Origin of the sequence: Bradyrhizobium sp. AZCC 1693 (assembly GCF_036924745.1) — a bacterium.
In the GTDB taxonomy this organism is placed as follows: domain Bacteria; phylum Pseudomonadota; class Alphaproteobacteria; order Rhizobiales; family Xanthobacteraceae; genus Bradyrhizobium.
The window spans coordinates 1,131,937-1,154,038 of the sequence record NZ_JAZHSD010000001.1 but is presented as its reverse complement, the minus strand read 5'-3'; the positions used below and the strand labels follow the sequence as shown (position 1 = coordinate 1,154,038).

Genomic DNA, 22,102 nt, shown 5'->3' with positions numbered 1-22,102 from the left:
ACCATTCGCCCATCTCACCGTCCCCCGTCCGAGCCCATCACCAGGTCCGGCAGCCAGGTCGAAATCCCCGGGAAGAAGCACAGCAGCAGCACCGCCAGCATCATCAGCAGCACGAAGGGCAGGGTGCCCCAGATTACCTCGCTCAGGGGAATATCGGGTGCGACGTTGCGGATGACGAAGATGTTCAACCCGACCGGTGGATGGATCAGCCCCATCTCCATCACGATGGTCATGACCACGCCGAACCAGATGATGTCGAAATTGGCGGCGCGCAGCGGCGGCAGGATGATCGGCGCGGTCATCAGGATGATCGACACCGGGGGCAGGAAGAAGCCGAGCACCACCACCATCAGCAGGATGGCGGCCAGCAATTCCCAGCGCGGCAGATGCATGGCGACGATGGCTTCGGCCGCCGATTGCGAGATGTGCAGATAGCTCATCACGTAGGAATAGAGTAGCGACATGCCGATGATCATCATCAGCATGGTGGATTCGCGGATGGTGGATTTCAGGATCGGCGACAGATCGCTCGGCCGCCAAACGCTGTAGATCACCGCGATCAGCACCAGCGCGAGCAGGCCGCCAAGCCCTGCGGTTTCCGATGGCGTCGCGTAGCCGCCGTAGAGTGCGATCATCACGCCGGTGAGCAGCAGCACGAACGGGATCACCCGCGGCAGCATGGTGAAGCGCTCGGCCATCGTGAACTCGTCGCGCTGCAGTATTGCGGATTCCGTTCCGGTCTTTTCGTAGAGTGTCTTCGCCACCGCATATTCCTTGCGGAAGCGGAATACCGCGTAGATGCCGAACAGCGTCACCAGCAACAGCCCCGGGCCGATGCCGGCGAGGAACAGCCGGCCCAGCGATTTCTCCGCGGCGACCGCGAACAGGATCATGGTGATGGACGGCGGCAGCAGAATGCCGAGGGTGCCGCCGGCGGCGATGATGCCGGCGGCAAAGCCGCCGGAATAGCCGCGCTTGCGCATCTCGGGGATGCCGGCCGAACCGATCGCCGAGCAGGTCGCCGGCGAGGAGCCCGCCATCGCCGCAAACAGCGCGCAGGCGAAGACGTTGGCGACGCCGAGGCCGCCGGGCACGCGATGCAGCCAGGCATGCAGCGCCGAATAGAGATCCTGGCCGGCGCGGGATTTGCCGATCGCCGCCCCCTTGAGGATGAACAGCGGGATCGACAGCAGCGTGATCGAAGCCATTTCCTCGTAGACGTTCTGCGTGACCGTATCGAGGGAGGCCGTCGGCATGTAGATGGCCATGAAGGCGACGGCGACCGCGCCCAGCGCAAACGCGATGGGCATGCCGGAAAACATCGCAAGCAAGGTCGCAACGCCGTAACTGATACCAATTCCAAGAACGCTCATCGACGTGAAGCACCGGCAAAGGGAATAATGATCTGCAACAGGATTTGAAGGCACAACAGCGTCATGCCTGACGCCATCAGCACGTAGGGGATCGCAAGCGGGGGCGACCACATCGAGTTCGACACCTGGCCGTCGACGTAAGCCTCATGCGCCAGCGTCCAGGATTTCCAGGCAAAGAAGGCGCAGAACAAGAGGCTTGCCACATCGACCAGCCACAGCCGGATGCGGTTGGCGAGCGGCGACATCAGCCCGACAAAGGCCTCGATGCCGATATGGCCGCGCTGGCCCTGCACATAGGCAGCGGTCATGAAGGTGGCGCCGACGAGCAGAAACACCGCGGCTTCGTCCTGCCAGTAATTGGCGCTGTGGAAGAGGGCGCGGCCGAGCACGCTGTAACTGAGGATCACGCAGGCCGCGATCAGCGCGACGGCGGCGAAGACCACGATGACGTTGTTGCACAGCGCCAGCGCCTGGCCGAGCGCCGCCACGAGCGGATTGCCCGTGACGGCCTCGGAATGGTCTTGTTGATCCGGAAGCGGACCATGCATCATGCGGCGACGTCGCTTGCAAGCTTCAGCAAATTGGCTGAGGTCGCCGTCTTGGCGCTGTAGTCCTTCCAGGCGGTATCGCGCGCAATATCCCGCCACTTGTTGACGGTCGCCACGTCGAGCTTACTGACCTTGGCGCCGGCCTTCTCATAAACCTTGGCGACCTCGATATCGTCGTCCTGCGCGCCCTTGCGGCCGAACGCTTCCAGTTCGCTGCCGACGGACAGGATGATGTCCTGCTGGTTCTTGGGCAGCTTGTCGAAGATTGCCTTCGACATCATCAGCGGCTCCAACATGAACCAATAGGAGGCGCCGGCGCCCGAGGTCAGTGCCTTCGCGACCTCTTCGAGGCGGAACGAGATCAGGCTGGTGGAGGAGGTGATGCCGGCGTCACAGGCGCCGGTCTGCATCGCGGCGTAGATTTCGTTCGACGGCACCGACAGCACGGCAGCGCCCGCGGTCTGCAGCACCATGTCCATCTCGCGCGAGCCGCCGCGCACCTTCAGCCCCTTGGCATCTTCGGGGGCGACGATCGGCTTGGAACGGCTGGCGACGCCCCCGGCCTGCCAGACCCAGGTCAGCAGAATGATGCCCTTGTCGGCGAGGAAGTCGGTCAGCGCCTTGCCGACCGGCTCCTTTTTCCAGCGCAGGCCCTGATCGTAGGTCGCAACCAGGCCCGGCATCAGGCCGATATTGGTCTCCGGCAATTCACCGCCGGCGTAGGGCATCGGATAGAGGCTGATATCGAGCGCGCCTTTGCGCATCGCCGAGAACTGCGCGTTGGTCTTGATCAGCGAGGAGTTCGGATAGATCTCGGCGGCGATCTCGCCGCCGGAGCGCTTGGTGACTTCGGCGGCGAACATGCGGCAGAGCCGGTCGCGGAAATCACCCTTGTCGATGGTGCCGCCTGGGAATTGGTGCGAGATTTTCAGTGTCGTGGCGGCATGGGCGGTGCCGGTGCCGAAACGAAGGACGGCGGGCGCGGCAAGTGCGGATGCGATGACATGACGGCGTGTGAGCATGGTTTATCCCCCTGCAATTGGTTCTTGGGTCGGCGATCCCGACCGGCTTCAGCCCATGTTAGCCGGTCTTCGTCCGAAGTATCTCTAGTCTGATAGTTCGAGGCTGTGTGATAGGTCGAGGCGGCCCGTGGCGGCAAGCCCAGATTCCGGTCCTGAGACCAAAACCTGATATCGCTGCGGCGCACACCCCGGGAACAGCCGTTCGCAGAAGACTCCGACAATAATACGTCCAACCTGCACACTCGCGGAGCGTTAGTCGCCATCAATTTGCCCGTTTCAACTATCCGTGACCAGGGAAGAACTTTGGGGTGTGGCTGGTAACAAACCCGGCCGCAGCATCGTCGTTGGGGGAAGCGGCAGACGTCGCTTTCGAGAAGCCAACTTAAACCCAAAGGACGACCACCCCATGACCATCACGACCCGTATCGGCCTCGGCCTGTCTGCCGCGCTCGTTTCGCTCGGCCTTGCGTTCGCGCCCGCCGTCTTCGCTCAGGACAAGATGGGCAAGGACGACGGCATGAAGAAGGAATCGATGTCCAAGGACGCGATGAAGAAAGACGACGGCATGATGAAGAAGGACGGCATGAAGCACGATGGCATGATGAAAGACGGCATGAAAAAAGACGACGGCATGAAAAAGAACTGAGCCGCACCGTCATTCCCTGCGACAAACGCAAAGCGTTTGCGCAAGCGAGTGATGCTTAACATCGGCTCCGGAGGTTCAAGATTCCCCAATGCGCCATTATGCATCGGGGGTCTGGAGGCATCTGGGTCTGGCGCTCTCGCACCAGCCCGGAATGACGGGAAGGCTTGATCCCTCATCGGCAAGAGACGGCGGCGCGCATCTTGCCCGCTCTCTCTTGCCTACTTCTTCTTGCCCTTGCCTTTGCGCGCGGCGTAACGCGCGTCGCGCTTGGCCTTCTGCTCGGCCTCCAGCGCCGCCTGCCTGGCGGCCTCTTCTTCCTTCTCACGCGCGATCCTGGCGGCCTCCACCGCGGCGGCCTCGGCCTCAAGGCGTTTCTGTTCCGCCTTTGCCGCTTCCTTGGCCTCTCTTGCCTTGGCGCGCGCGGCCGCCTGGGCCTCGCGCTCGGCCTGGCGGCGCTTCACCTCGGGATCGTCGAGTCCCGGCTTGGCGCGAAATTTGTTCAAAATGTCCTGTCGCGCCTGCATCGCAGCCTTTTGGCGGTCCGCGAAGCTCGGTTCCTTGAATCCACTCATAGACGAGGCCTTGTCGCTTTCACTCTCGGGGGTTGGGCGCGCGCGGCGCGCGGAATGGCGCCTTTGGTAAGTGAACCCGCGGCAAAATACCAGCGTCGAAGGGGGGCCGGAAGAGCAGGGGAGACTTGCGTGAACAGCAAATGGCCCAAACTGATGCTGATGAGCGGGATTACCTCGGCCTGGCTGCTCTACGAGATGGCAACGGGGCGACCGAAGCCCCAAGCCGGGCGCTGGCGATCCTGCAATATGGGCTTCTCGCCTGTGCGCTGATTGGCCTGGTCGGCTCGCTGGCGATGCTCGCTTCGGAAAAGTGACCGCTGCAGCGAGATGACGCTTCTTCGAATCGTCGTCTCACTCCATCTCTTTGATTTGAGCGTGATCTCCGTGCAAACGCGTTCCGCGGTTGGCGCGTGGGAAAACCGGCACCCACTTTTGCGCTAACGCGGCCCCTCGGGTCCGGATCATGCTCTAGAAGCGATCGCGACGGCTACCGTGGGCCGAGAACGCGTGCGACCGTCATTGCCGTCATCGCGACCCGATCCGCGATCCGCTGCGCCTCCAGCCTGTCGCGGGCATTTTCCCTGATCATGATCTCGATCAGCTCGCGCCGCCTGGTCTCGTCGACCGCTTCCGCCAGCAATTGCTTGTACCTGATGTAGTCGTAGCCCGTTTCCTGCTTGTCCATCGCACGCCCCGCACACGCGCTCGCCCCGAACAGCAAGTCTCGATCAAGGTCTCTTCGCGCGCAACGGGTTTGAGGAAGTTATACCCATTCCATACCTCCATTCCTGCGCCGATAGGGCTCTATTAAAAATCTTTATACTGTGAAGCCGTTCACACAAGCTGGCAGAGGACGACCCTATCTTCCGGGCTTCTCAAACAGGAGCGACCGCCATGCCCCATAATTGGTGGACCCGCAAGAACCTCGTCCTCGCCGTCGCCATCGTCGCGCTGGCCTTCATGGGCTTCGTTGTGATGGGCGTCTCCTATCCCGAGCCAGCCGCCAGCGCCGCTCTCGGTCCGGACTGGCAGTGCAGCAGGCTGGCCTTCGTCTTCACGACCTGCAGCCGGGCCAAGCATACCCAGTCCATGCCCATCCGCGTCGCCAAAATCCCGGTGTGCGGACGGCTGCGGACGTAATAGGGTCGGGCTGGAAACGGCGCTGGCCAGAACCGGAGCTTCCGATGCAAAAACTGTCGCGTGTTGTGGTGGCCGCGTCGGCGGCGGCCCTGGTATTCCTGCCGGCCGGCGTCGCGCTGGCGCAGGGTGCGCCGGGCGACGGAACCGCGCCACCGGCAACGTCCACTGCCGCGCCGGAAGCCAAGGCTCCTGAAAACAAGGCTCCTGAAAACACGGCTGCTCAAAACACGGCTCCTGAAAAGGAGAAGGCAGCGCCGAAGAAAAAGAAGCCGGCCAGGATGACCCGGCAGCAGGAGATCGACCGTTCGCTCGATCGTGGCACCGTCCCCGCGCGCTACCGGAACTCGGTGCCAAAAGAGTATCATCAGTATATTCCGTTCGATAAGCGGTAGAACGCTGCGCTTGCCGTTGCACAGGCCTTGTAGATCCTCTGGGTGAGTGGGTGGTCGCAAACTCAACTTACCCCTGACTACCTGCCACCCCCAGGATCTACGAACTCGCAATGGCGGCCGGGCAGAGTGTTGCGATCGCGCGTACGGGACTCACGCAGGGAATATGCACAGGAGTCCCGCACCGTACTCATACGGATTGGCTGCGCGAGCACGGCGCATCTATAACGACGTCGCTTGCAGCGGGGGGCAGGGCGTTCGTTCATCACGACGAATGCTACCACTGGAGGCCACGAGGCCCGGACTCCTAGGCACTCCGGGCCTCGTCTACTCCTCATCGCATCATCGCGGTGGCCGGGTCGCTTTTTGCCGCTCGACCCTCATCATCGGCACAGTCACACTCGGAAAAGCACCATGCGGCACGCGATCATTGGGCCTGCGTGCCGACGATCAAAGCGATCCGAGAAAATTGCCAGATGATCGGCAGCACCACAATCACGAGCATGACGTAGATGATCTTGCGGCCGATCCCGCCCATCGCCCTTTCCCTTTTTGGCTTCGCGTGCGTGAAAACCGATGCTGACATTTGGTCTGCAGGGGTGCCAGGGCCCAACGCCGGCAATGGGCCGCCAGTCAGGCCCGAGGGAGCATTCGGCCCGTTTTGCCCCTTTTTCGGTTCCTCTAAAGCCCCGGATGCCAGCGTCACCAATCGACTGCGGCTATAAATCGTTATAATTCAATGGCCTTTTAAATTCTCTTTAAGTTAAAAATGAGTTCCTTATCAAGCCGCACCGCCGCGCGGCCCGAATAGCCGGGCGCCGCCCCTTCACTACCCCAGGGAGACGAGCGCTCGGCTATTGTGGGCACCTCACTATCGGATTCTTGCGCGAACGCTGTCACCCGGCAGCCGCCAAGTTTAGGCTACAGCCTGGGGGCAAGCTGGAATACGCTTGCTACTCGTAACCGGCGCGACGCACGGTGACGCGGCACAAGCCATCGCAGCCGATCTGGCGCGCGGCGCCGAGCGAGAAGTCGAGAACCCGGCCGCGTGCGAACGGGCCGCGGTCCTGCACCGGGCAGCGGATCTTCTTGCCGTTCTCGAGATTGGTGACGACGAAGATGGTGCCAAACGCCTCGGTGCGATGCGCGCAAGAGACCTCGTTGGCCTTGAAGCGCTTGCCGCGCGCGTCCCACCTGTCCCCCCAGTAGACGGAGGCTTCCTGATCGTCTGCAGGCGGCCGAGCGATCCGCCCCATCCACTTTTCCTGAAAGGTGTCGGCGCATGCGTGCGACGAGGTCAGCGCCAGCGCCAGCGCCGCAAACGGCAGCCTGGAAGCACCGCGGCCATTGCGGTGGCGATACCCTGCCATGACGCCAACATTCTGTTGCGGGCGGGCTTAGCGCCCGCCGGAGGTTCCATGCGCACGTTCCTGTTCGAGTTTGGCGCTGACGTGGCGGGGGTAGGGCGGCATTGCGTCGAATTGGGTAACCCGGATGAAATATCGCACGGCGAGAATAACGAGAATAATATGTGCTTCGCCGCCGCGCAGCGAACTCGCATACACGGGATGATGCGCGAACGGCGGATCGAAATGCGGTCGCACGATTAGGGAACCGTCAACGAGAGGCGCTTAACTTCTGATCGTCAACATGCCTCGCGCGTCGCGCGGCCAATCTATCACCGGTTGTAAGAGGAAATTGAGGTACGCCATCAAGAAAATTCGTGATGGTTGTGTTGTGAGACGAAGCCAGCCGACTGGAACTTTTCGGCCCGAAAGAGGTTCTGAATCGGCCTTATTCTGCTCAAGTTTTCTGCCAACGATGAAAGGTACATCGAATCATGATTGGGGACGGTCGTGAACCGGAATGACTTCAAATCGATGTCCACGGATGAGCTGTGGGCACTCCACGAAGAAATCGCCTCCAGGCTTGCCGCCTCGCTGCTTGCGGAGAAGCGCGTACTCGAAAATCGCCTGAAGCAACTTAAGGGGGGCGTCGAAGCTGAGCGCGAGAGTTCGTCGACAAGGAAGCGCCCATATCCAACCGTCGTTCCGAAGTTTCGGAATCCGGACCGGCCGTCCGAAACTTGGGCGGGACGAGGGAAGACGCCGCGTTGGCTTGCTGCAAAATTGAAGTCCGGCAAGCGGATCGACGATTTTCGAATCAGGCAGGTAGCCTAAGAAGATTTGCAGCCGGCCGTTGCGGCGTGCTCATACTTCGGCCAATCCGCCAATTGGCCATGAAGCGTGCGGGCGTGCTGCGCCGATCTGCTGCAGGGTGCCAATCCGCGTGAGCTTCCGGCTGTTCGGCTTGGAAAGCCGTCAGGCGTTTCGGCAACATCGCTGACGATGTCGATCTGGATTCAGATGCTGGCGTCACGGTCGCACTTCAGATTGCCTTGACTTCGATCCTGGCCTGGACTTTGGCGCTCGGGATTAAGTGTCCTTTCGACGTACGCTTCCAGGGCTCGGACAATTCCCATGCGGGCAAACAGCATGGGTCCGCGATCTTCGGCGGCATCAATCAGCATCTGGACGGCAAGCCGCCATTCCTGACAATCGCGTTCTGGCTGAGGAAGCTTCCTGATGTAGGCGGCGGCGTCTCGCAAGGTTTGCGCAGGCGGCCCCTCCGGAAGTGGGACAGGCTGAGCGAACGGACGATCCCAGGACATGCTGAACTCCCGTCATGGACCCCGAACGGTCCGGCGCAGAAGGGACGCGCCAGAACGGTCAACTTGCTTGGGTCGTGTTCCGGAGGAAACGGAACCATCGAGATTCGACGCCGGGTTTCGATGTTAGTTCCATCGCCCCAAGGGTGTTTTGTTTACCCGCGGGCGGTTCCCCGAGTCCGCTGCCGTACGGGGGCGTCTTGCGCTTGCTGCGGATTCCGGGGATTGCGGCCAGGGATTCCGATTGAACGCGACCATGCGGTCCGATCGAATGCGGCCACCTGTTCCGACGAAGGCGGCCGGGGTGTCGTTGCCGGCGTGAGGAGTTGGGTCAGCTTTTCTTGGCGGCGTCAAGATTGGCACGTTGGGCAGCTATTTTTCGCATGCTGTCTCCTTTGAGGATGAGGCGGTGAGCGTTGTGGACGAGGCGATCGAGGACGGCATCGGCGATGGTCGGGTCGGCGATGACCTCGTGCCAATGCTCGATCGGCACCTGGCTGGTGATGATGGTCGATCCACGCTGGTGGCGATCGTCGACGACTTCGAGGAGATCGCGGCGCTGCTCGCCAGTAAGCGGGGCAAGGCCCCAATCATCCAGGATGAGTAAATCGACCCTCGATAGCGTCTTAAGGAGCCGCGCGTAGCGTCCGTCGCCGCGGGCAAGGGCCAGAGCTTCGAACAGCCTTGGCAGGCGATGGTATAAGACCGATCGATTATCGCGGCATGCCTTGTGGCCGAGCGCGCAGGCGATCCAGCTCTTGCCGACGCCGGTCGGCCCGGTGATGAGCAAATTTTGCTTGCGGCCGATCCAATCGCCATCGACGAGCTTGGCAAAGAAGGCGCGGTCGATGCCGCGCGGAGCGCGCAGATCGACATCTTCGACGATTGCGGTCTGCCGTAGCGAGGCGAACTTCAGGCGCACGATGAGCCTTTTGTTCTCTCGCTCGGTTGCTTCGCGATCGATCATCAGGCCGAGGCGCTGCTCGAAGGTCAGCGCGGTGACGTCCGGTTGGCGTTGCTGATCATCGAAGGCCTTGGCCATGCCGGCGAGCCCGAGAGCGGCGAGACGTTCGTGGGTGTGGTTGCTGAGCATAAGGTCTCCTTGTTGCTGGTCAGTGGTAGTAGCCGCGGCCACGGATGTTGCCGTGCTGGATGGGATCGGCGTCGGGGGTGGTGTCGGGAAGGAAGGCCTTGTCCAGGCCGGTCTTGAGGATCGAGGCGATCGACCGATAGCTCGCTGAGCCGATGCTGATCCCACGGCGGCATGCGGCTTCGAGACGTTGCGTCCCATAGGTCTTTTCCAACCGCAGGATGCCGAGACAGGATCGGAAGCCCTGCTCGGGATGCGGCTTTGTCCGCATGATCGCCTCGCACAGCGCGATCGTGGACGGACCGATCTGCTCGGCGGCGGCCAGCAGACGCGCCGGCGTCCAGAAGGCGTATCGGCGATGCGCGCTCGGCATGTGCTCGGGGATCGTGGTGTGGCGGCGCTTCACGCCCGAGCGGGCGTGGCTGGCGATGCGGGTGCCGCGATGGAACACCTCGATGGTAGCCTCGGTGGCCCGCACCTCGACGACCTGGCGGATCAGGCGGGATGGCACCGAGTAGAAGTGTCCCTGAACTTCGACGTGGTAATCCGGTGCCACGCGGGCACGACGCCATTCGGCGTACTGATAGGGCTCGGCCGGCAGCGGCATCAGCGCCGGACGATCGATGGTGTTGAAGAACTCGCGGCGGCTGGCACCGAGCTTGCGCATCAGGCGGGCGTTGAGTTCGTCGACCAGGATGCGGATCGCGACGTTCAACTCGGCGAGCGAGAAGAAGCGCCGGTTGCGCAGCCGGGCCAAAATCCATCGCTGGACGATAAGAACCGCCGCCTCGACCTTGGCCTTATCGCGCGGCTTGCGCGGCCGGGCCGGCATAATGGTGGTGCCGTAATGGGCGGCGAGATCCTGGTAGGTCCGGTTGACGCCCGGCTCGTAGCGGCTCACCACCGTCACCCCGGCCTTCAGATTGTCGCAGACGAGCGCCTTCGGCACCCCGCCCAGGAAGCTAAGCGCATCCACATGGGCGCCGATCCAGTCGGGCAGCGTCTCGCTGAACCGGGCTTGGGCAAAGGTGTAATTCGACGCTCCCATGACCGCGACGAAGATCTTGGCGGCGCGCACCTCCCCGGTGAGCCCGTCGAACACCGGCATGGTATCGCCGGCGAAGTCCACGAACAGCTTTTCGCCGGCCGCGTGGGTCTGTCGCATGGTCGCCGTGACCCCGTGGCGCCATTCGACGTAGAGGTCGCAGAACCGGCTGTATCCGTAGCCGTCGGGATGATGACCGCGGTATTCCTCCCACAGCAGCGCCAGCGTCACGCCGCGGCGGCGCAGCTCGGCATGGATCTGTCCCCACTCCGGAAGCGGCTTCGATCGCGGTGGGTTATAGCCAGCCGGCGCAAACAGCTTGCGCTCCAGCGCGGTGTCGTCGAGCTCCTCCGGTATCGGCCAGGTGATGCCGATCACCGCGGCGCGGCGGACATACTCCGCGATCGCCGTGCGGCCGATCCCGACCGATCGGGAGATCACCCGATCGCTCGCCCCACAGGCATACTTCAGGCGCAGAACTTCTCGAATCTTCCGCATCGGCAATCTCTCGGCGGGCATCAGACCTCCCATTGCGTGGACCGCAAAAGGAGGACCTTGCCCCGTTCAGATTGCCGACAACGCGCCCCGTCTCACCCTATCAACAGGGTGGCCGCCTTCGTTCGGATTGGCTGGCCGCTTTCGATCGGAATCGGTGACCGCTTTCCGTCGGAATCGGTGGCCGCCTTGCCTCGGATTCCGCACTTGCCAGATAGCAACAAAACTGCAGGCCGGATTGATTGAATATTGAAGGCGGAAGACGGCGTCGAGGAGTTGAAGATTTCCGGCAAGCCGTCCGTATCGGCCAGCGATCTCCTGATTGGGCCTGGATTCAGATCGATCAGTTTTGAAACGCAACGCCGACGAAATCGCCTTGCCGCCAGATCACGCGGCATTCGCGAACGGTATGAAAATTGTCGAAGCTCAATTCGAAATCCAGCGGCAGCAAATTGAGGGCGTGGAGTTCGATTCCGGCCCCGGAATTCGTGACGTCCTGAACGCGGCAAGTGAAGACACCGCGCTGCGCGTCAAAGAATAGCCGCGCGTCTTTCGAAATCGTCGTCCTCGCAATAGATCGGCGTTCGCATTCCATCGGAGTTTCCAGCAGTTCGAGCCAGGCCCCTGGCAGGCCGAGGCTAGCGAATTACGCTCAGGCGGCAATCAGGTTCGGTCTTCTTCGTAAACAATCAATTTTAATCATCGCATAAAGCCGGGTTCCACGGGCGAAACAGCCGGGATCTGGAGGGTGCAGTTGCGGCTTAAGCACAGCTCCGCCAGTTCCGTATGCGGAACTCACAATCGGGCTTGATGCGCCGGTGAAAGCCAGCCTCTCTTGGTGTGTAGAGGGGAATCAAATGCATTTACGTTGGATGTGTGTGCTGGCGCTCTGCCTGGGAACGCCAAGCGCTGGCTTTGCGGGCGAACAGTCTGGTGTTTTGCGTCGAATTTCATGCCCTGTCGTGCGCTACTACGTGGCGCAATACAGTGCGTCCGCCGCCGAGCAGTGGGCCCGCGGCAAAGGCGCGAGCGACGCCGAGATCGAAGCAGCCCGGCGCTGCCTGAGGCCCGACACGACGCGAACCGCCAAGGCCCCATCGAGGCCGCTCGCGCTCGGCACTTACGGCTGGTGATGAGCGGGACGATCGGGCGGGTGGGGCGGCGGCGAGGCCGCTCGTCCGGGCTACGCTTGCACGCTTCAATACTCCTGTGACCGCTTTTGCCGCTTGCTGCGCCCGGACTTCGGCCCGCCGTAATATGGATTGACCACGCATTGGGCGGAGCGGCCCGAGGCCGACGCCATACACTGCGCCATCGTTTGATAGCGGCACTCGAAATAGAAGTCCGCGATGCCGCCTTGGTAGACCTGCAGGCAAACGGGATAGCTCGGATCGTAGGTCTGGGCACGGGCAGGTGAGGTCAGGGCAATCGTCGCCGCCATGAGCGTCAAAGCCGTTGCGCAGGCGGGCGCATGTGGCAACTTCATCCTGAAATCCTCCCAATACTGTGAGCAAGTAGCCCGCATGAGCGGAGCGACATGCGGGACATAGCAAACAGGATCCCGGATGTCGCGGAGCCTCTCACTGCGCACGCAATTGCGTTCGTCACTACTGTGCGAGCGCAATTTGCGCTCGTCACTGTGGCGCGCATACGCGCGAACTGTTGGCTCATCCGGCTACGCTTCCCGCTACGCTGACCACGAGCCCGCTTTTCAGACTTCCCGATCCTCAAATCCATACTCTCGATAGATGACGGCGCGATCGGCGTGGGGGTTTAGCCGGCACTTTGCCTGGGCGAGATGCAGGTTAAGGGTTCCGGGCTGACAATTGGCTGCCAGAAGTTTCCTGATGTCGTCCATCTGCTGGCGCGATTGCTGGGTCGGCTCGAGTTGCTCAAGCGCGATCAGTGCCGTTGCCAGCGCTTCCGTGACGACCCATTCGTCGTGGCCGGTAATTCCCTTTTTTGGCATGACGATCCGCATCCTTTGTCAGGCAACGGAAGCAATTTCCGGCCGGCATTATAAGCCCAAACCGCCAATCGTCACCCGTGCCGCGTCGGTTTTCCTTGGCCTTTAATGCACAAATTATTCTCCTGAGCGGAGCGATGCGCGGCGAAGTCCGCGCCACGGGTTCCTCCGCGGCGGCTGGATGATGCGGTCAATCTTGGGTTGTGTTATCGGAATTAGGAAAATTTCTTCGGTCAAGCTTGCGTTGCACAACGCATATTTCTTCCGTGGAAGCACGACTCCATCTAACCTGATGCAATAGAGCGTTTTGAATCGGCCTTGTTATGAGTTATCGGCCGACGATGAGAGCTCAAAACTTCGAATCATGATTGGGGACCGTCATGAACCGGAATGACTTCAAGTCGATGTCCACCGACGAATTGTGGGCGCTCCATGAGGAAATTGCCGCCAGGCTTGCTGCGGCACTGACGGCGGAAAAGAGCGTGCTTGAAAACCGCTTGAGGAGACTCCAGCGCGGAATTGAAACTCAACATGCAACTGACGATGCCAAGTTTTCGGGTGCCAAGTCTTCAGGTGCCAAGTCTTCGGGTGCCAAGTCTTCAGGTGCCAAGTCTTCGGGTGCCAAGTCGTCGACGGAGCGCCGGCCCTATCCTCCGGTCGTTCCGAAATATCGGAATCCGGACCGGCCGTCGGAGACCTGGGCGGGACGCGGCAAGAAGCCCCGCTGGCTGGCCGCACAACTAAAGTCCGGCAAGCGGATCGACGACTTTCGGATCAGGCACGCAGCATAGGCGATCACTAAAGTCGGGCAGCTTCGGCTTTCTGAACCTGCTTGCGCAGTGCCTGCACCTCGGCCAGCCGTCTGGCGAGCTTTGCGGCCCCTTCACGGCGTGGCTTCCTTGAGGCTGACGGACGTCGTTTGGTTCTGCCGTGCGCTGCTCTCGCCACCATCGTGATGCCCCTTCCTGAACTCTCCCCGCGCATCAAGGTGCGCCCTTGTCGGGTCGTCGGCTAGTGTCGGTGCGATACAGCGCGCGCGAAGATCGATCGTGGTTCCACTTTTGGGACGTGCAGTGCTATCCGTGCAACATCAGATGCATCGTCTTCGAATTACTTATATTAATGGGATCGTGCATCCGCCTCCCGGAATGACCGCGCCAAAACTGCAAACGTAAGCCCGCATGAGCGGAGCGAGAGGCAGGAAACCCGGATGTGAGCTTTGCTCGTCCGGGCTACGGTTGCGGGGCGCGCGATGGACATGTCCCAATCGCCGCCGCTGAGCGATAATGGCGATCCCAGCAGGATTCGAACCTGCAACCCACGGAGTAGAAATCCGTTACTCTATCCAGTTGAGCTATGGGACCGTCCGGGCGGGTAGCCACCCTTGGTATCCGCCTTGTATAGGCCTTCCTTATCTAACACTGCCAATATGAAAAATCCGCTTTCCCGCCAAGACGGTCGAACCGATTTCTTTGGGTTCGCGACTAAGGCAGACGGTGGGCTAAAGCCAATGGTCCGCCCTGACATAAGGCCAGCCGCCGGCACCCCCGCCGGGCGGTGCGGCCGGGACCGTTTGGACTGCCAGCGCCATGCATGCGACCTTTTCGCAAGCCGAAACCACTGCCATCAGTCCGTCACCTTTTCGCGCACTTTTTGACGTTACGCGGCTGATGTCCGCGGCAAGGAGCCCATCATGATCGGTTTGGTTCGCGCCACAGTGATTTGCGCCACACTGGCGCTTGGCCTGACGGCGGCAGGGGCCGCGGACAAGGCGTTCAAGCGCGACGAACTGGCCGATTCGGCCGTCAAGCTGGAAGCCCAGATCAAGAGCGAGGCGGGGCCGGTCGCCAAATCCGCCGCGACCCTGCGTAACGACGCCGACGCCGCCTTCAGGCGCGCCGACTTCCGCGTCGGCCTGCAGATCCTCGGCCAGATCGCCGCCACCACGCCCGAAGACAGCGCCAACTGGCTAAAACTCGCCAAAACCATCTTCCAGATCCGCTCCGCCAGTTCCAGCGAACAGACCTTCCTGTACGAGCGCGCCTCGACCGCGGCCTACATCGCCTATCAGCGCGCTGGCAACCAGGCCGAGGAGGCCGATGCGCTGGCCGTGCTCGGCCGGGCGATGTCCGAACGCAAGCTGTGGCGTCCGGCGCTGGATAGCTTGCGGCTGTCGCTCGACATGCGCGAGGTCGCCGAGGTCCGCGGCCAGTACGAGAAACTGCGCGACCAGCACGGTTTCCGCCTGCTGGATTATACCGTGGATTCAGACGGGGCTTCGCCGCGCGCCTGTTTCCAGTTCTCCGAAGACCTCGCCAAGCGGGTCGACTTCGCGCCGTTCCTGGCGCTGGCCGGCACCGACAAGCCGGCGCTGACCAGTGAGGGCAAGCAGCTCTGCGTCGACGGGCTGAAACACGGTGAACGCTACAATATCAATCTGCGCGCCGGCCTGCCATCGACCGTCAAGGAGAGCCTGCCGAAATCGGCCGAGTTCAACATCTATGTGCGCGACCGCAAGCCGTTCGTGCGCTTCACGGGCCGCGCCTATGTGCTGCCGCGCACCGGCCAGCGCGGCATCCCGCTGGTCAGCGTCAATACGCCGTCGGTGAACGTCAACGTGTTCCGGATCGGCGACCGCAATCTGATCAACACGGTGGTCGACAGCGATTTCCAGAAGACGCTCTCCAGCTACCAGCTCTCGGATTTGGGCAATGAGCGCGGCGTCAAGGTCTGGTCCGGCGAACTTGCGACCGCGACCACGCTGAACCAGGACGTCGTGACGGCGTTCCCGGTCGACCAGGCGCTGGGTGACCTGCAGCCGGGCGTCTATGTGATGACGGCGTCGGCAAAAGGCCCCGGCAGCGGCGACGATGACGGCTCGCTGGCGACGCAATGGTTCATCGTCTCCGACATGGGCCTGACGGCGTTTTCCGGTAATGACGGCATCCATGTGTTCGTCAATTCGCTGGCCTCGACGGAAGCCGTCGCGAAGGCCGACGTGCGGCTGGTCGCGCGCAACAACGAGATCCTCGCCACCCGCAAGACCGACGATGCCGGCCACGTGCTGTTCGAGGTGGGGCTGGCGCGCGGCGAGGGCGGGCTTTCGCCGGCGCTGCTGACGGTCATGAGCGACAAGGCGGACTATGCCTTCCTCAGCCTGAAGACCAATGCCTTCGACCTCACCGACCGCGGCGTGTCGGGGCGGGTGGTGCCGGCAGGCGCCGACGCCTTCGTCTATGCCGAGCGCGGGGTCTACCGCTCAAACGAAACCGTCTATCTGACCGCGCTGCTGCGCGACGGGCAGGGCAACGCGATGGCCGGCGGACCGCTGACGCTGGTGATCGAGCGGCCCGATGGCGTCGAATTCCGCCGCGCTGTGCTGCCGGATCAGGGCGCGGGCGGGCGGTCTCTTGTCCTGCCGCTCAATTCCGCGGTCCCGACCGGGACGTGGAGGGTGCGAGCCTTTACCGACCCCAAGGGCTCGTCCGTCGGCGAGACCACCTTCATGGTCGAGGACTACATCCCCGAACGGATCGAATTCGACGTCTCGGCCAAGGAGAAGATGATCAAGGCTGAGACTCCGGTTGAGCTTAAGGTCGCCGGCAAGTTCCTCTATGGCGCCCCGGCCTCGGGCCTGCAGCTCGAGGGCGACATGCTGGTCGCTCCCGCAGCCTCCGGGCGGCCGGGCTATCCCGGCTACCAGTTCGGCGTGGCGGATGAGGAAACCGCCTCCAACGAGCGCACCCCGATCGAGAACCTGCCTGAGGCTGATGCCAATGGCGTGGCGACCTTCCCGGTGTCGCTGGCCAAGGCGCCGGCCTCGACCCGTCCGCAGGAAGCGCAGATATTCATCCGCATGGTGGAGACCGGCGGCCGCGCCGTCGAGCGCAAGCTGGTGCTCCCCGTGGCGCCGCAGGCGGCGCTGATCGGCATCAAGCCGCTATTCGCTGACAAGAGCGTGGCCGAGGGCGACAAGGCCGAGTTCGACGTCGTGTTCGTCGGTCCCGACGGCAAGCAACTGCCGCGCGATGGCTTGCGCTACGAACTCCTGAAGATGGAGTCGCGCTATCAATGGTATCGCCAGAACTCGTCCTGGGAGTACGAGCCGGTCAAGTCGACCAAGCGCGTCGCCGATGGCGACCTGACGCTTGCAGCCGACAAGGCGGCGCGGGTGTCGCTCGCGCCGCAGCCGGGCCGCTATCGCCTCGACGTCAAATCGACCGAGGCGGACGGACCTGTGACGTCAGTGCAGTTCGACGTCGGCTGGTACTCCGACGGCAGCGCCGATACGCCTGATTTGCTGGAGACCTCGATCGACAAGCCGGAATATGCGTCCGGCGACACCATGGTGGTGTCGGTCAATGCCCGTACCGCCGGCAAGCTCACCATCAACGTGCTCGGCGACCGCCTGCTGACGACGCAGACCATCGACGTCAAGGAAGGCACCCAGCAGGTCAAGCTGACGGTCGGCAAGGACTGGGGCACCGGTGCTTACGTGCTGGCGACGCTGCGCCGTCCCCTCGATGCGGCGGCGTTGCGGATGCCGGGACGGGCGATTGGGCTAAAATGGTTCGGCATCGACAAGAAGATGCGCACGCTGCAGGTCGCGCTCTCGCCGCCGCCGCTGGTTCGGCCCGGCACCGCGTTGAAGATCCCGGTCAAACTCGGCGGGCTCAATCCCGGCGAGGACGCCAAGATCGTCGTCGCTGCGGTCGACGTCGGCATTCTCAATCTGACCAATTACAAGCCGCCGGCGCCGGACGACTACTATCTCGGCCAGCGCCGGCTCACGTCCGAAATCCGCGACCTCTACGGGCAGTTGATCGACGGCATGCAGGGTACACGCGGTCAGATCCGGACCGGCGGCGATTCCGCGGGCGCCGAGCTGCAGGGGTCGCCACCGACGCAAAAACCGCTGGCGCTCTATTCAGGGATCGTCACGGTCGGCGACGACGGCACCGCGGAAATCAGTTTTGATATTCCGGAATTCGCCGGCACGGCCCGCGTCATGGCGGTGGCGTGGAATTCGAGCAAGCTCGGCCGGGCCACCATCGACGTTACCGTGCGCGACCCCGTGGTGCTGACGGCGACGCTGCCGCGCTTCCTGCTCAACGGCGACAAGGGCACGATGAGTTTCGATCTCGACAATGTCGAGGGCGCGGCCGGCGATTACAGCATCAGCGTCAAGACATCGGGCCCGGTAAAGGTGACGGGTAATCCGACGACCACCGTCAATCTCGCTGCCAAGCAGCGGACCTCGATGGCGCTGGTGCTCGATGCCGGCGGCGCCGGCACGGCCAATCTCGACGTCGACATCAAGGGGCCGAACGGCCTGACGCTGGCGCGGCGCTATGCGCTCGACATCAAGGCGGCTACGCAGGTGCTGGCGCGCCGCTCGATCCGGACATTGGCAAAAGGCGAGAGCCTGACGCTGACGTCGGACATGTTCTCCGACCTGGTGTCAGGCACCGGCAGCGTCTCGCTGTCGGTCGGCCTGTCCACCGCGCTCGATGCGGCGACCATTCTGAAGGCGCTCGATCGCTATCCGCATGGCTGTTCCGAGCAGATCACCAGCCGCGCGATGCCGCTGCTCTATGTCAACGACCTCGCGGCGGGCGCGCATCTGGCGATGGATACCGCGGTTGACCAGCGCATCAAGGATGCCATCGAACGGCTGTTGGCACGGCAGGGCTCGAACGGATCGTTCGGCCTGTGGTCGGCCGGCGGCGACGACGCCTGGCTCGACGCTTACGTGACCGACTTCCTGACCCGCGCCCGCGAAAAGGGCTTTGCGGTGCCGGACGTGCTGTTCAAGAACGCGCTCGACCGCATCCGTAACTCCGTGGTCAACGCCAACGAGCCGGAAAAGGACGGCGGCCGCGATCTCGCCTACGGCCTCTACGTGCTCGCCCGCAATGGTGCCGCGCCGATCGGCGACCTGCGCTATCTCGCCGACACCAAGCTCGCCAATCTCGCCACCCCGATTGCGAAATCGCAGCTCGCGGCCGCACTGGCGTTGGTCGGCGACAAGACGCGGGCGGAGCGGGTCTATGGCGCGGCACTCGATGCGCTGGCGCCCAAACCCGTGCTCGAGTTCGGCCGCGTCGACTACGGCTCCGTGCTGCGCGATGCGGCGGCGCTGGTTTCGCTCGCGAGCGAAGGCAACGCGCCGCGGGCGACGCTGACGCAGGCCGTCCAGCGGGTCGAAGTGGCGCGGGGACTTTCGCCATACACCTCGACGCAGGAGAACGCCTGGCTGGTGCTGGCCGCGCGTGCGCTGTCGAAGGAGACGCTGGCGCTGGATGTCGATGGATCGCCAGTGAAGGCCGCGCTCTATCGCAGCTACAAGGCGGAGGCGGTGGCCGGCAAGCCGGTCAAGATCACCAATACCGGCGACGCGCCGGTGCAGGCGGTGGTCTCGGTCTCGGGCTCGCCCGTTACCCCGGAGCCGGCGGCGTCGAACGGCTTCAAGATCGAGCGCAATTACTTCACGCTCGACGGCAAGCCGGCCGACGTCAGCAAGGCCAAGCAGAACGACCGCTTTGCGGTCGTGTTGAAGATCACCGAGGCCAAGCCGGAATACGGGCACATCATGGTGGCCGATTATCTGCCGGCCGGCCTCGAGATCGACAACCCGCGGCTGGTGTCGTCGGGTGACTCGGGCACGCTGGACTGGATCGAGGACGGCGAGGAGCCGGAGCATACCGAGTTCCGCGATGACCGCTTCACCGCGGCGATCGATCGCGCCAACGACGACAAGTCGGTGTTCACGGTGGCCTACATCGTGCGGGCGGTATCGCCGGGCAAATACGTGCTGCCGCAGGCCTATGTCGAGGACATGTACAACCCCTCGCGCTACGGCCGCACCGGCACCGGCACGGTCGAGGTGCGCGCGGCGAAATGAGTGCGCCAGGCAGAAAAGACTCTCAGTCGTCATGCCCGGGCTTGACCCGGGCATCCACGCCCTTGGCTGCGATGGACAAGAACGTGGATGGCCGGGACAAGCCCGGCCATGACGGCGGTCGGAAGCGAGGCCTTCTCCGTATTGCGTCGGCCGTTGCGGTCACGCTCCTCGTCGTCTCTGCCACCTTCTCAGCCTGGGTCGTATCGCTCGGGCCGTTGCCGCTGGAGGAGGCGCGCAAGGTTTCCACCACGATCGTCGATCGCAACGGCAAATTGCTGCGCGCCTATGCGATGGCCGATGGTCGCTGGCGCCTGCCGGTCGATGCGAAGACGGCAGTCGACCCCGGATATCTCAAGCTGCTGCTGGCGTATGAAGACCGCCGATTCTGGTCGCATGGCGGCGTCGATCCGCTGGCGCTCGGGCGCGCGGCGCTGCAATTCGGCAGCAGCGGCCACATCGTCTCCGGCGGCTCGACGATTACGATGCAGCTGGCGCGGCTGATGGAGCCGCGGCGCGAGCGCTCGGTGTACGCAAAACTGCGGCAGATGGTGCGCGCGGTCCAGATCGAGCGGCAACTCAGCAAGGACGAAATTCTCGATCTCTATCTGGCGCTGGCGCCATTCGGTGGCAATCTCGAAGGCATCCGCGCCGCATCCATCGCCTATTTCGGCAAGGAGCCGAAGCGGCTTTCGCTCGCGGAAGCAGCGCTTTTGGTCGCGCTGCCGCAGTCGCCGGAACACCGCCGGCTCGATCGTTATCCGCAAGTCGCCCACGCCGCGCGCGACCGCGTGCTGGCCCGGATGGTCGAGGATGGCGTCGTGTCGAAAGGGGACGCGGCGCAGGCGAGGGCGGTGACAGTGCCGCGGCTACGCAAGCCGATGCCGATCCTCGCGCCGCATTCCTCCGATGCCGCGATGGCGACGGTGAAGGATACGCCGCAGATCAAGCTGACGCTGGATTCGGCCTTGCAGAAAACGCTGGAGGCGCTGGCGCGCGACCGCGCGGTGGCGCAGGGGCCGAATATTTCGGTCGCCATCATCGCGGTCGACAATGAAAGCGGCGACGTGCTGGCCCGCGTCGGCTCATCCGATTATTTCGACGAGCGCCGTGCTGGCCAAGTTGACATGACCCGCGCGGTGCGCTCGCCGGGCTCGACGCTGAAACCGTTCATCTACGGCCTCGCCTTCGAGGACGGCTTTGTGCACCCGGAAAGCCTGATCGACGACCGTCCCATTCGGTTCGGCTCCTATGCGCCGGAAAATTTCGACATGACATTCCAGGGCACGGTGCCGGTGCGCAAGGCCCTGCAGCTTTCATTGAACGTGCCGGCGATTGCGCTGCTCGACCGCGTCGGCTCCAGCCGGTTGTCGTCGCGGCTGAAGCAGGCCGGCGGCAACCTGGTACTGCCGAAGGATGAAGCGCCCGGCCTTGCGATGGGCCTGGGCGGCGTCGGCGTCAGCTTGCAGGATCTGGCACAGCTCTATGCCGGGCTGGCGCGGGTCGGCGCGGCGCGGCCGCTGCGCGAGATCATGCTGGCGAAAGACGACCGTGAGCCGCTGCGGCTGATGGACCAGGCCGCGGCCTGGCAGGTCGGCAATGTGCTGCTTGGGACGCCGCCGCCGGAAAACGGCGTTCACAACAAGATCGCGTTCAAGACCGGCACCAGCTACGGCTATCGCGACGCGTGGTCGGTCGGTTTCGACGGTCGCGTCACGATCGGCGTGTGGGTCGGGCGGCCCGACGGCGCGCCGGTGCCGGGCCTGGTCGGCCGCACTGCCGCAGCCCCGATCCTGTTCGACGCCTTTGCGCGCACCGGAAAGATCCCGGTGGCGCTGCCGAAGCCGCCTAAGGGCGCGCTGATCGCCAGCAACGCCAAACTGCCGCTGCCGCTGCGGCGCTTCCGCCCCGTCGGCGAACTGATCCGGACCGGCAGCGATCAGGTGCCGCGCATCCAGTTTCCCCTGAACGGCTCGCGGATCGACGTCGATCGTTCCGCCGGCGGGCAGGCCGCGCCGATGCCGGTCAAGGTGGCCGGCGGCGTTCTGCCGCTGACCATCATGCTGAACGGTACCTCGGTCGGCGAGATCGACAGCCGGCGCCAGCGCCTGGTCGATCCGCCCGGGCCGGGCTTTGCCCGGCTCACGGTGATCGATGCGACGGGGGCGGCCGACACCGTGGTGATCCGGGTACAGTGACGAAAAAGCGTCCGGGGACAGCCAGATAGGGCAAATCTGTGGTGTTGTT

Annotated in this window: 22 protein-coding genes and 1 tRNA gene; 10 read left to right on the top strand and 13 right to left on the bottom strand. The window is 63.4% G+C overall.

Features of this window, described 5'->3' with window-relative positions; all coding sequences use genetic code 11:
* Positions 1-14: 14 nt before the first annotated feature.
* The 3 genes from V1293_RS05705 to V1293_RS05695 are packed head-to-tail and all read right to left on the bottom strand — an operon-like array spanning position 15 to position 2,943.
* A complete protein-coding gene (locus tag V1293_RS05705) occupies positions 15-1,373 on the bottom strand; it encodes a TRAP transporter large permease (RefSeq protein WP_334507444.1) in 1,359 nt (452 codons plus the stop codon).
* Positions 1,370-1,924, bottom strand: coding sequence for a TRAP transporter small permease (locus tag V1293_RS05700; RefSeq protein WP_334507443.1), 555 nt, complete (start codon positions 1,922-1,924; stop codon positions 1,370-1,372). Before V1293_RS05700 ends, V1293_RS05705 begins: the two co-directional genes overlap by 4 nt.
* Complete coding sequence (locus V1293_RS05695) at positions 1,921-2,943, bottom strand: TRAP transporter substrate-binding protein (RefSeq protein ID WP_334507442.1); 1,023 nt, start codon at positions 2,941-2,943, stop codon at positions 1,921-1,923. Before V1293_RS05695 ends, V1293_RS05700 begins: the two co-directional genes overlap by 4 nt.
* A gap of 406 nt (positions 2,944-3,349) precedes the next feature.
* Here V1293_RS05695 and V1293_RS05690 point away from each other — a divergent pair, with 406 nt between their 5' ends.
* Positions 3,350-3,589: a pentapeptide MXKDX repeat protein gene (locus tag V1293_RS05690; protein WP_334516631.1), complete on the top strand. Its 240-nt coding sequence runs from the start codon at positions 3,350-3,352 to the stop codon at positions 3,587-3,589.
* Positions 3,590-3,807: 218 nt separating this feature from the next.
* Here the strand turns inward: V1293_RS05690 and V1293_RS05685 are convergent, their stop codons facing one another.
* The gene (locus V1293_RS05685) at positions 3,808-4,161 is read right to left on the bottom strand and encodes a DUF6481 family protein (RefSeq protein ID WP_334507440.1); all 354 of its coding nucleotides are present in this window, start codon (positions 4,159-4,161) and stop codon (positions 3,808-3,810) included.
* 125 nt (positions 4,162-4,286) lie between these two features.
* Between V1293_RS05685 and V1293_RS05680 the strand changes: the two genes are divergently transcribed.
* Positions 4,287-4,475: a hypothetical protein gene (locus V1293_RS05680; protein ID WP_334507438.1), complete on the top strand. Its 189-nt coding sequence runs from the start codon at positions 4,287-4,289 to the stop codon at positions 4,473-4,475.
* A gap of 173 nt (positions 4,476-4,648) precedes the next feature.
* Here V1293_RS05680 and V1293_RS05675 read toward each other — a convergent pair whose 3' ends face one another.
* Complete coding sequence (locus V1293_RS05675) at positions 4,649-4,846, bottom strand: hypothetical protein (RefSeq protein WP_334507436.1); 198 nt, start codon at positions 4,844-4,846, stop codon at positions 4,649-4,651.
* Between the two features lie 209 nt (positions 4,847-5,055).
* On the opposite strand from V1293_RS05675, the gene V1293_RS05670 reads away from it, so the two are divergent.
* Positions 5,056-5,301, top strand: a complete 246-nt coding sequence (locus V1293_RS05670; RefSeq protein WP_334507435.1) for a hypothetical protein — start codon at positions 5,056-5,058, stop codon at positions 5,299-5,301.
* A gap of 44 nt (positions 5,302-5,345) precedes the next feature.
* The gene (locus V1293_RS05665) at positions 5,346-5,693 is read left to right on the top strand and encodes a hypothetical protein (RefSeq protein ID WP_334507434.1); all 348 of its coding nucleotides are present in this window, start codon (positions 5,346-5,348) and stop codon (positions 5,691-5,693) included.
* Positions 5,694-6,643: 950 nt separating this feature from the next.
* Here V1293_RS05665 and V1293_RS05660 read toward each other — a convergent pair.
* Positions 6,644-7,060: a septal ring lytic transglycosylase RlpA family protein gene (locus V1293_RS05660; protein ID WP_334507432.1), complete on the bottom strand. Its 417-nt coding sequence runs from the start codon at positions 7,058-7,060 to the stop codon at positions 6,644-6,646.
* Between the two features lie 48 nt (positions 7,061-7,108).
* On the opposite strand from V1293_RS05660, the gene V1293_RS05655 reads away from it, so the two are divergent.
* Complete coding sequence (locus V1293_RS05655) at positions 7,109-7,300, top strand: hypothetical protein (RefSeq protein WP_334507430.1); 192 nt, start codon at positions 7,109-7,111, stop codon at positions 7,298-7,300.
* 234 nt (positions 7,301-7,534) lie between these two features.
* Positions 7,535-7,870 (top strand): H-NS histone family protein, encoded by a 336-nt coding sequence (locus tag V1293_RS05650; protein ID WP_334507428.1) that lies wholly within the window; start codon positions 7,535-7,537, stop codon positions 7,868-7,870.
* A 182-nt stretch (positions 7,871-8,052) separates the two neighbouring features.
* Here V1293_RS05650 and V1293_RS05645 read toward each other — a convergent pair whose 3' ends face one another.
* The 4 genes from V1293_RS05645 to V1293_RS36100 all read right to left on the bottom strand — a co-directional run bounded on the left by V1293_RS05645 (position 8,053) and on the right by V1293_RS36100 (position 11,583).
* Complete coding sequence (locus tag V1293_RS05645) at positions 8,053-8,361, bottom strand: hypothetical protein (protein WP_334507427.1); 309 nt, start codon at positions 8,359-8,361, stop codon at positions 8,053-8,055.
* A gap of 328 nt (positions 8,362-8,689) precedes the next feature.
* Positions 8,690-9,451, bottom strand: a complete 762-nt coding sequence (istB, locus tag V1293_RS05640; protein WP_334507425.1) for an IS21-like element helper ATPase IstB — start codon at positions 9,449-9,451, stop codon at positions 8,690-8,692.
* A gap of 19 nt (positions 9,452-9,470) precedes the next feature.
* On the bottom strand, positions 9,471-11,012 hold the full coding sequence (gene istA, locus V1293_RS05635) for an IS21 family transposase (protein WP_334507423.1): 1,542 nt from the start codon (positions 11,010-11,012) through the stop codon (positions 9,471-9,473).
* A 319-nt stretch (positions 11,013-11,331) separates the two neighbouring features.
* Entirely contained in the window at positions 11,332-11,583 is a 252-nt protein-coding gene (locus tag V1293_RS36100; protein ID WP_442894212.1) for a PilZ domain-containing protein, read from the bottom strand.
* A gap of 262 nt (positions 11,584-11,845) precedes the next feature.
* Between V1293_RS36100 and V1293_RS05625 the strand changes: the two genes are divergently transcribed.
* A complete protein-coding gene (locus V1293_RS05625) occupies positions 11,846-12,121 on the top strand; it encodes a hypothetical protein (protein WP_442894211.1) in 276 nt (91 codons plus the stop codon).
* 65 nt (positions 12,122-12,186) lie between these two features.
* On the opposite strand, the gene V1293_RS05620 is transcribed toward V1293_RS05625, so the two are convergent.
* The gene (locus V1293_RS05620; protein ID WP_334507421.1) at positions 12,187-12,474 is read right to left on the bottom strand and encodes a DUF3551 domain-containing protein; all 288 of its coding nucleotides are present in this window, start codon (positions 12,472-12,474) and stop codon (positions 12,187-12,189) included.
* A gap of 225 nt (positions 12,475-12,699) precedes the next feature.
* Entirely contained in the window at positions 12,700-12,957 is a 258-nt protein-coding gene (locus tag V1293_RS05615) for a hypothetical protein (protein ID WP_334387579.1), read from the bottom strand.
* A gap of 377 nt (positions 12,958-13,334) precedes the next feature.
* Here V1293_RS05615 and V1293_RS05610 point away from each other — a divergent pair, with 377 nt between their 5' ends.
* Positions 13,335-13,745 (top strand): H-NS histone family protein, encoded by a 411-nt coding sequence (locus tag V1293_RS05610; protein WP_334507419.1) that lies wholly within the window; start codon positions 13,335-13,337, stop codon positions 13,743-13,745.
* A gap of 496 nt (positions 13,746-14,241) precedes the next feature.
* Here V1293_RS05610 and V1293_RS05605 read toward each other — a convergent pair.
* A tRNA-Arg gene (locus tag V1293_RS05605) sits at positions 14,242-14,318 on the bottom strand.
* Between the two features lie 329 nt (positions 14,319-14,647).
* On the opposite strand from V1293_RS05605, the gene V1293_RS05600 reads away from it, so the two are divergent.
* Positions 14,648-19,858 carry an alpha-2-macroglobulin family protein gene (locus tag V1293_RS05600; RefSeq protein WP_334507417.1) on the top strand — a complete coding sequence of 1,737 codons (5,211 nt, stop codon included), beginning with the start codon at positions 14,648-14,650 and terminating at the stop codon, positions 19,856-19,858.
* Positions 19,859-19,929: 71 nt separating this feature from the next.
* On the top strand, positions 19,930-22,053 hold the full coding sequence (gene pbpC, locus V1293_RS05595) for a penicillin-binding protein 1C (RefSeq protein WP_334516629.1): 2,124 nt from the start codon (positions 19,930-19,932) through the stop codon (positions 22,051-22,053).
* Positions 22,054-22,102 lie beyond the last annotated feature (49 nt).

Bases quoted from the DNA above. Each gene is read 5' to 3' on its own strand.
- V1293_RS05705 (WP_334507444.1), bottom strand. From the start codon at position 1,373: ATGAGCGTTCTTGGAATTGGTATCAGTTACGGCGTTGCGACCTTGCTT.
- V1293_RS05700 (WP_334507443.1), bottom strand. From the start codon at position 1,924: ATGATGCATGGTCCGCTTCCGGATCAACAAGACCATTCCGAGGCCGTC.
- V1293_RS05695 (WP_334507442.1), bottom strand. From the start codon at position 2,943: ATGCTCACACGCCGTCATGTCATCGCATCCGCACTTGCCGCGCCCGCC.
- V1293_RS05690 (WP_334516631.1), top strand. From the start codon at position 3,350: ATGACCATCACGACCCGTATCGGCCTCGGCCTGTCTGCCGCGCTCGTT.
- V1293_RS05685 (WP_334507440.1), bottom strand. From the start codon at position 4,161: ATGAGTGGATTCAAGGAACCGAGCTTCGCGGACCGCCAAAAGGCTGCG.
- V1293_RS05675 (WP_334507436.1), bottom strand. From the start codon at position 4,846: ATGGACAAGCAGGAAACGGGCTACGACTACATCAGGTACAAGCAATTG.
- V1293_RS05670 (WP_334507435.1), top strand. From the start codon at position 5,056: ATGCCCCATAATTGGTGGACCCGCAAGAACCTCGTCCTCGCCGTCGCC.
- V1293_RS05665 (WP_334507434.1), top strand. From the start codon at position 5,346: ATGCAAAAACTGTCGCGTGTTGTGGTGGCCGCGTCGGCGGCGGCCCTG.
- V1293_RS05660 (WP_334507432.1), bottom strand. From the start codon at position 7,060: ATGGCAGGGTATCGCCACCGCAATGGCCGCGGTGCTTCCAGGCTGCCG.
- V1293_RS05655 (WP_334507430.1), top strand. From the start codon at position 7,109: ATGCGCACGTTCCTGTTCGAGTTTGGCGCTGACGTGGCGGGGGTAGGG.
- V1293_RS05645 (WP_334507427.1), bottom strand. From the start codon at position 8,361: ATGTCCTGGGATCGTCCGTTCGCTCAGCCTGTCCCACTTCCGGAGGGG.
- istB (WP_334507425.1), bottom strand. From the start codon at position 9,451: ATGCTCAGCAACCACACCCACGAACGTCTCGCCGCTCTCGGGCTCGCC.
- istA (WP_334507423.1), bottom strand. From the start codon at position 11,012: ATGCCCGCCGAGAGATTGCCGATGCGGAAGATTCGAGAAGTTCTGCGC.
- V1293_RS36100 (WP_442894212.1), bottom strand. From the start codon at position 11,583: ATGGAATGCGAACGCCGATCTATTGCGAGGACGACGATTTCGAAAGAC.
- V1293_RS05625 (WP_442894211.1), top strand. From the start codon at position 11,846: ATGCATTTACGTTGGATGTGTGTGCTGGCGCTCTGCCTGGGAACGCCA.
- V1293_RS05620 (WP_334507421.1), bottom strand. From the start codon at position 12,474: ATGAAGTTGCCACATGCGCCCGCCTGCGCAACGGCTTTGACGCTCATG.
- V1293_RS05615 (WP_334387579.1), bottom strand. From the start codon at position 12,957: ATGCCAAAAAAGGGAATTACCGGCCACGACGAATGGGTCGTCACGGAA.
- V1293_RS05610 (WP_334507419.1), top strand. From the start codon at position 13,335: ATGAACCGGAATGACTTCAAGTCGATGTCCACCGACGAATTGTGGGCG.
- V1293_RS05600 (WP_334507417.1), top strand. From the start codon at position 14,648: ATGATCGGTTTGGTTCGCGCCACAGTGATTTGCGCCACACTGGCGCTT.
- pbpC (WP_334516629.1), top strand. From the start codon at position 19,930: ATGGACAAGAACGTGGATGGCCGGGACAAGCCCGGCCATGACGGCGGT.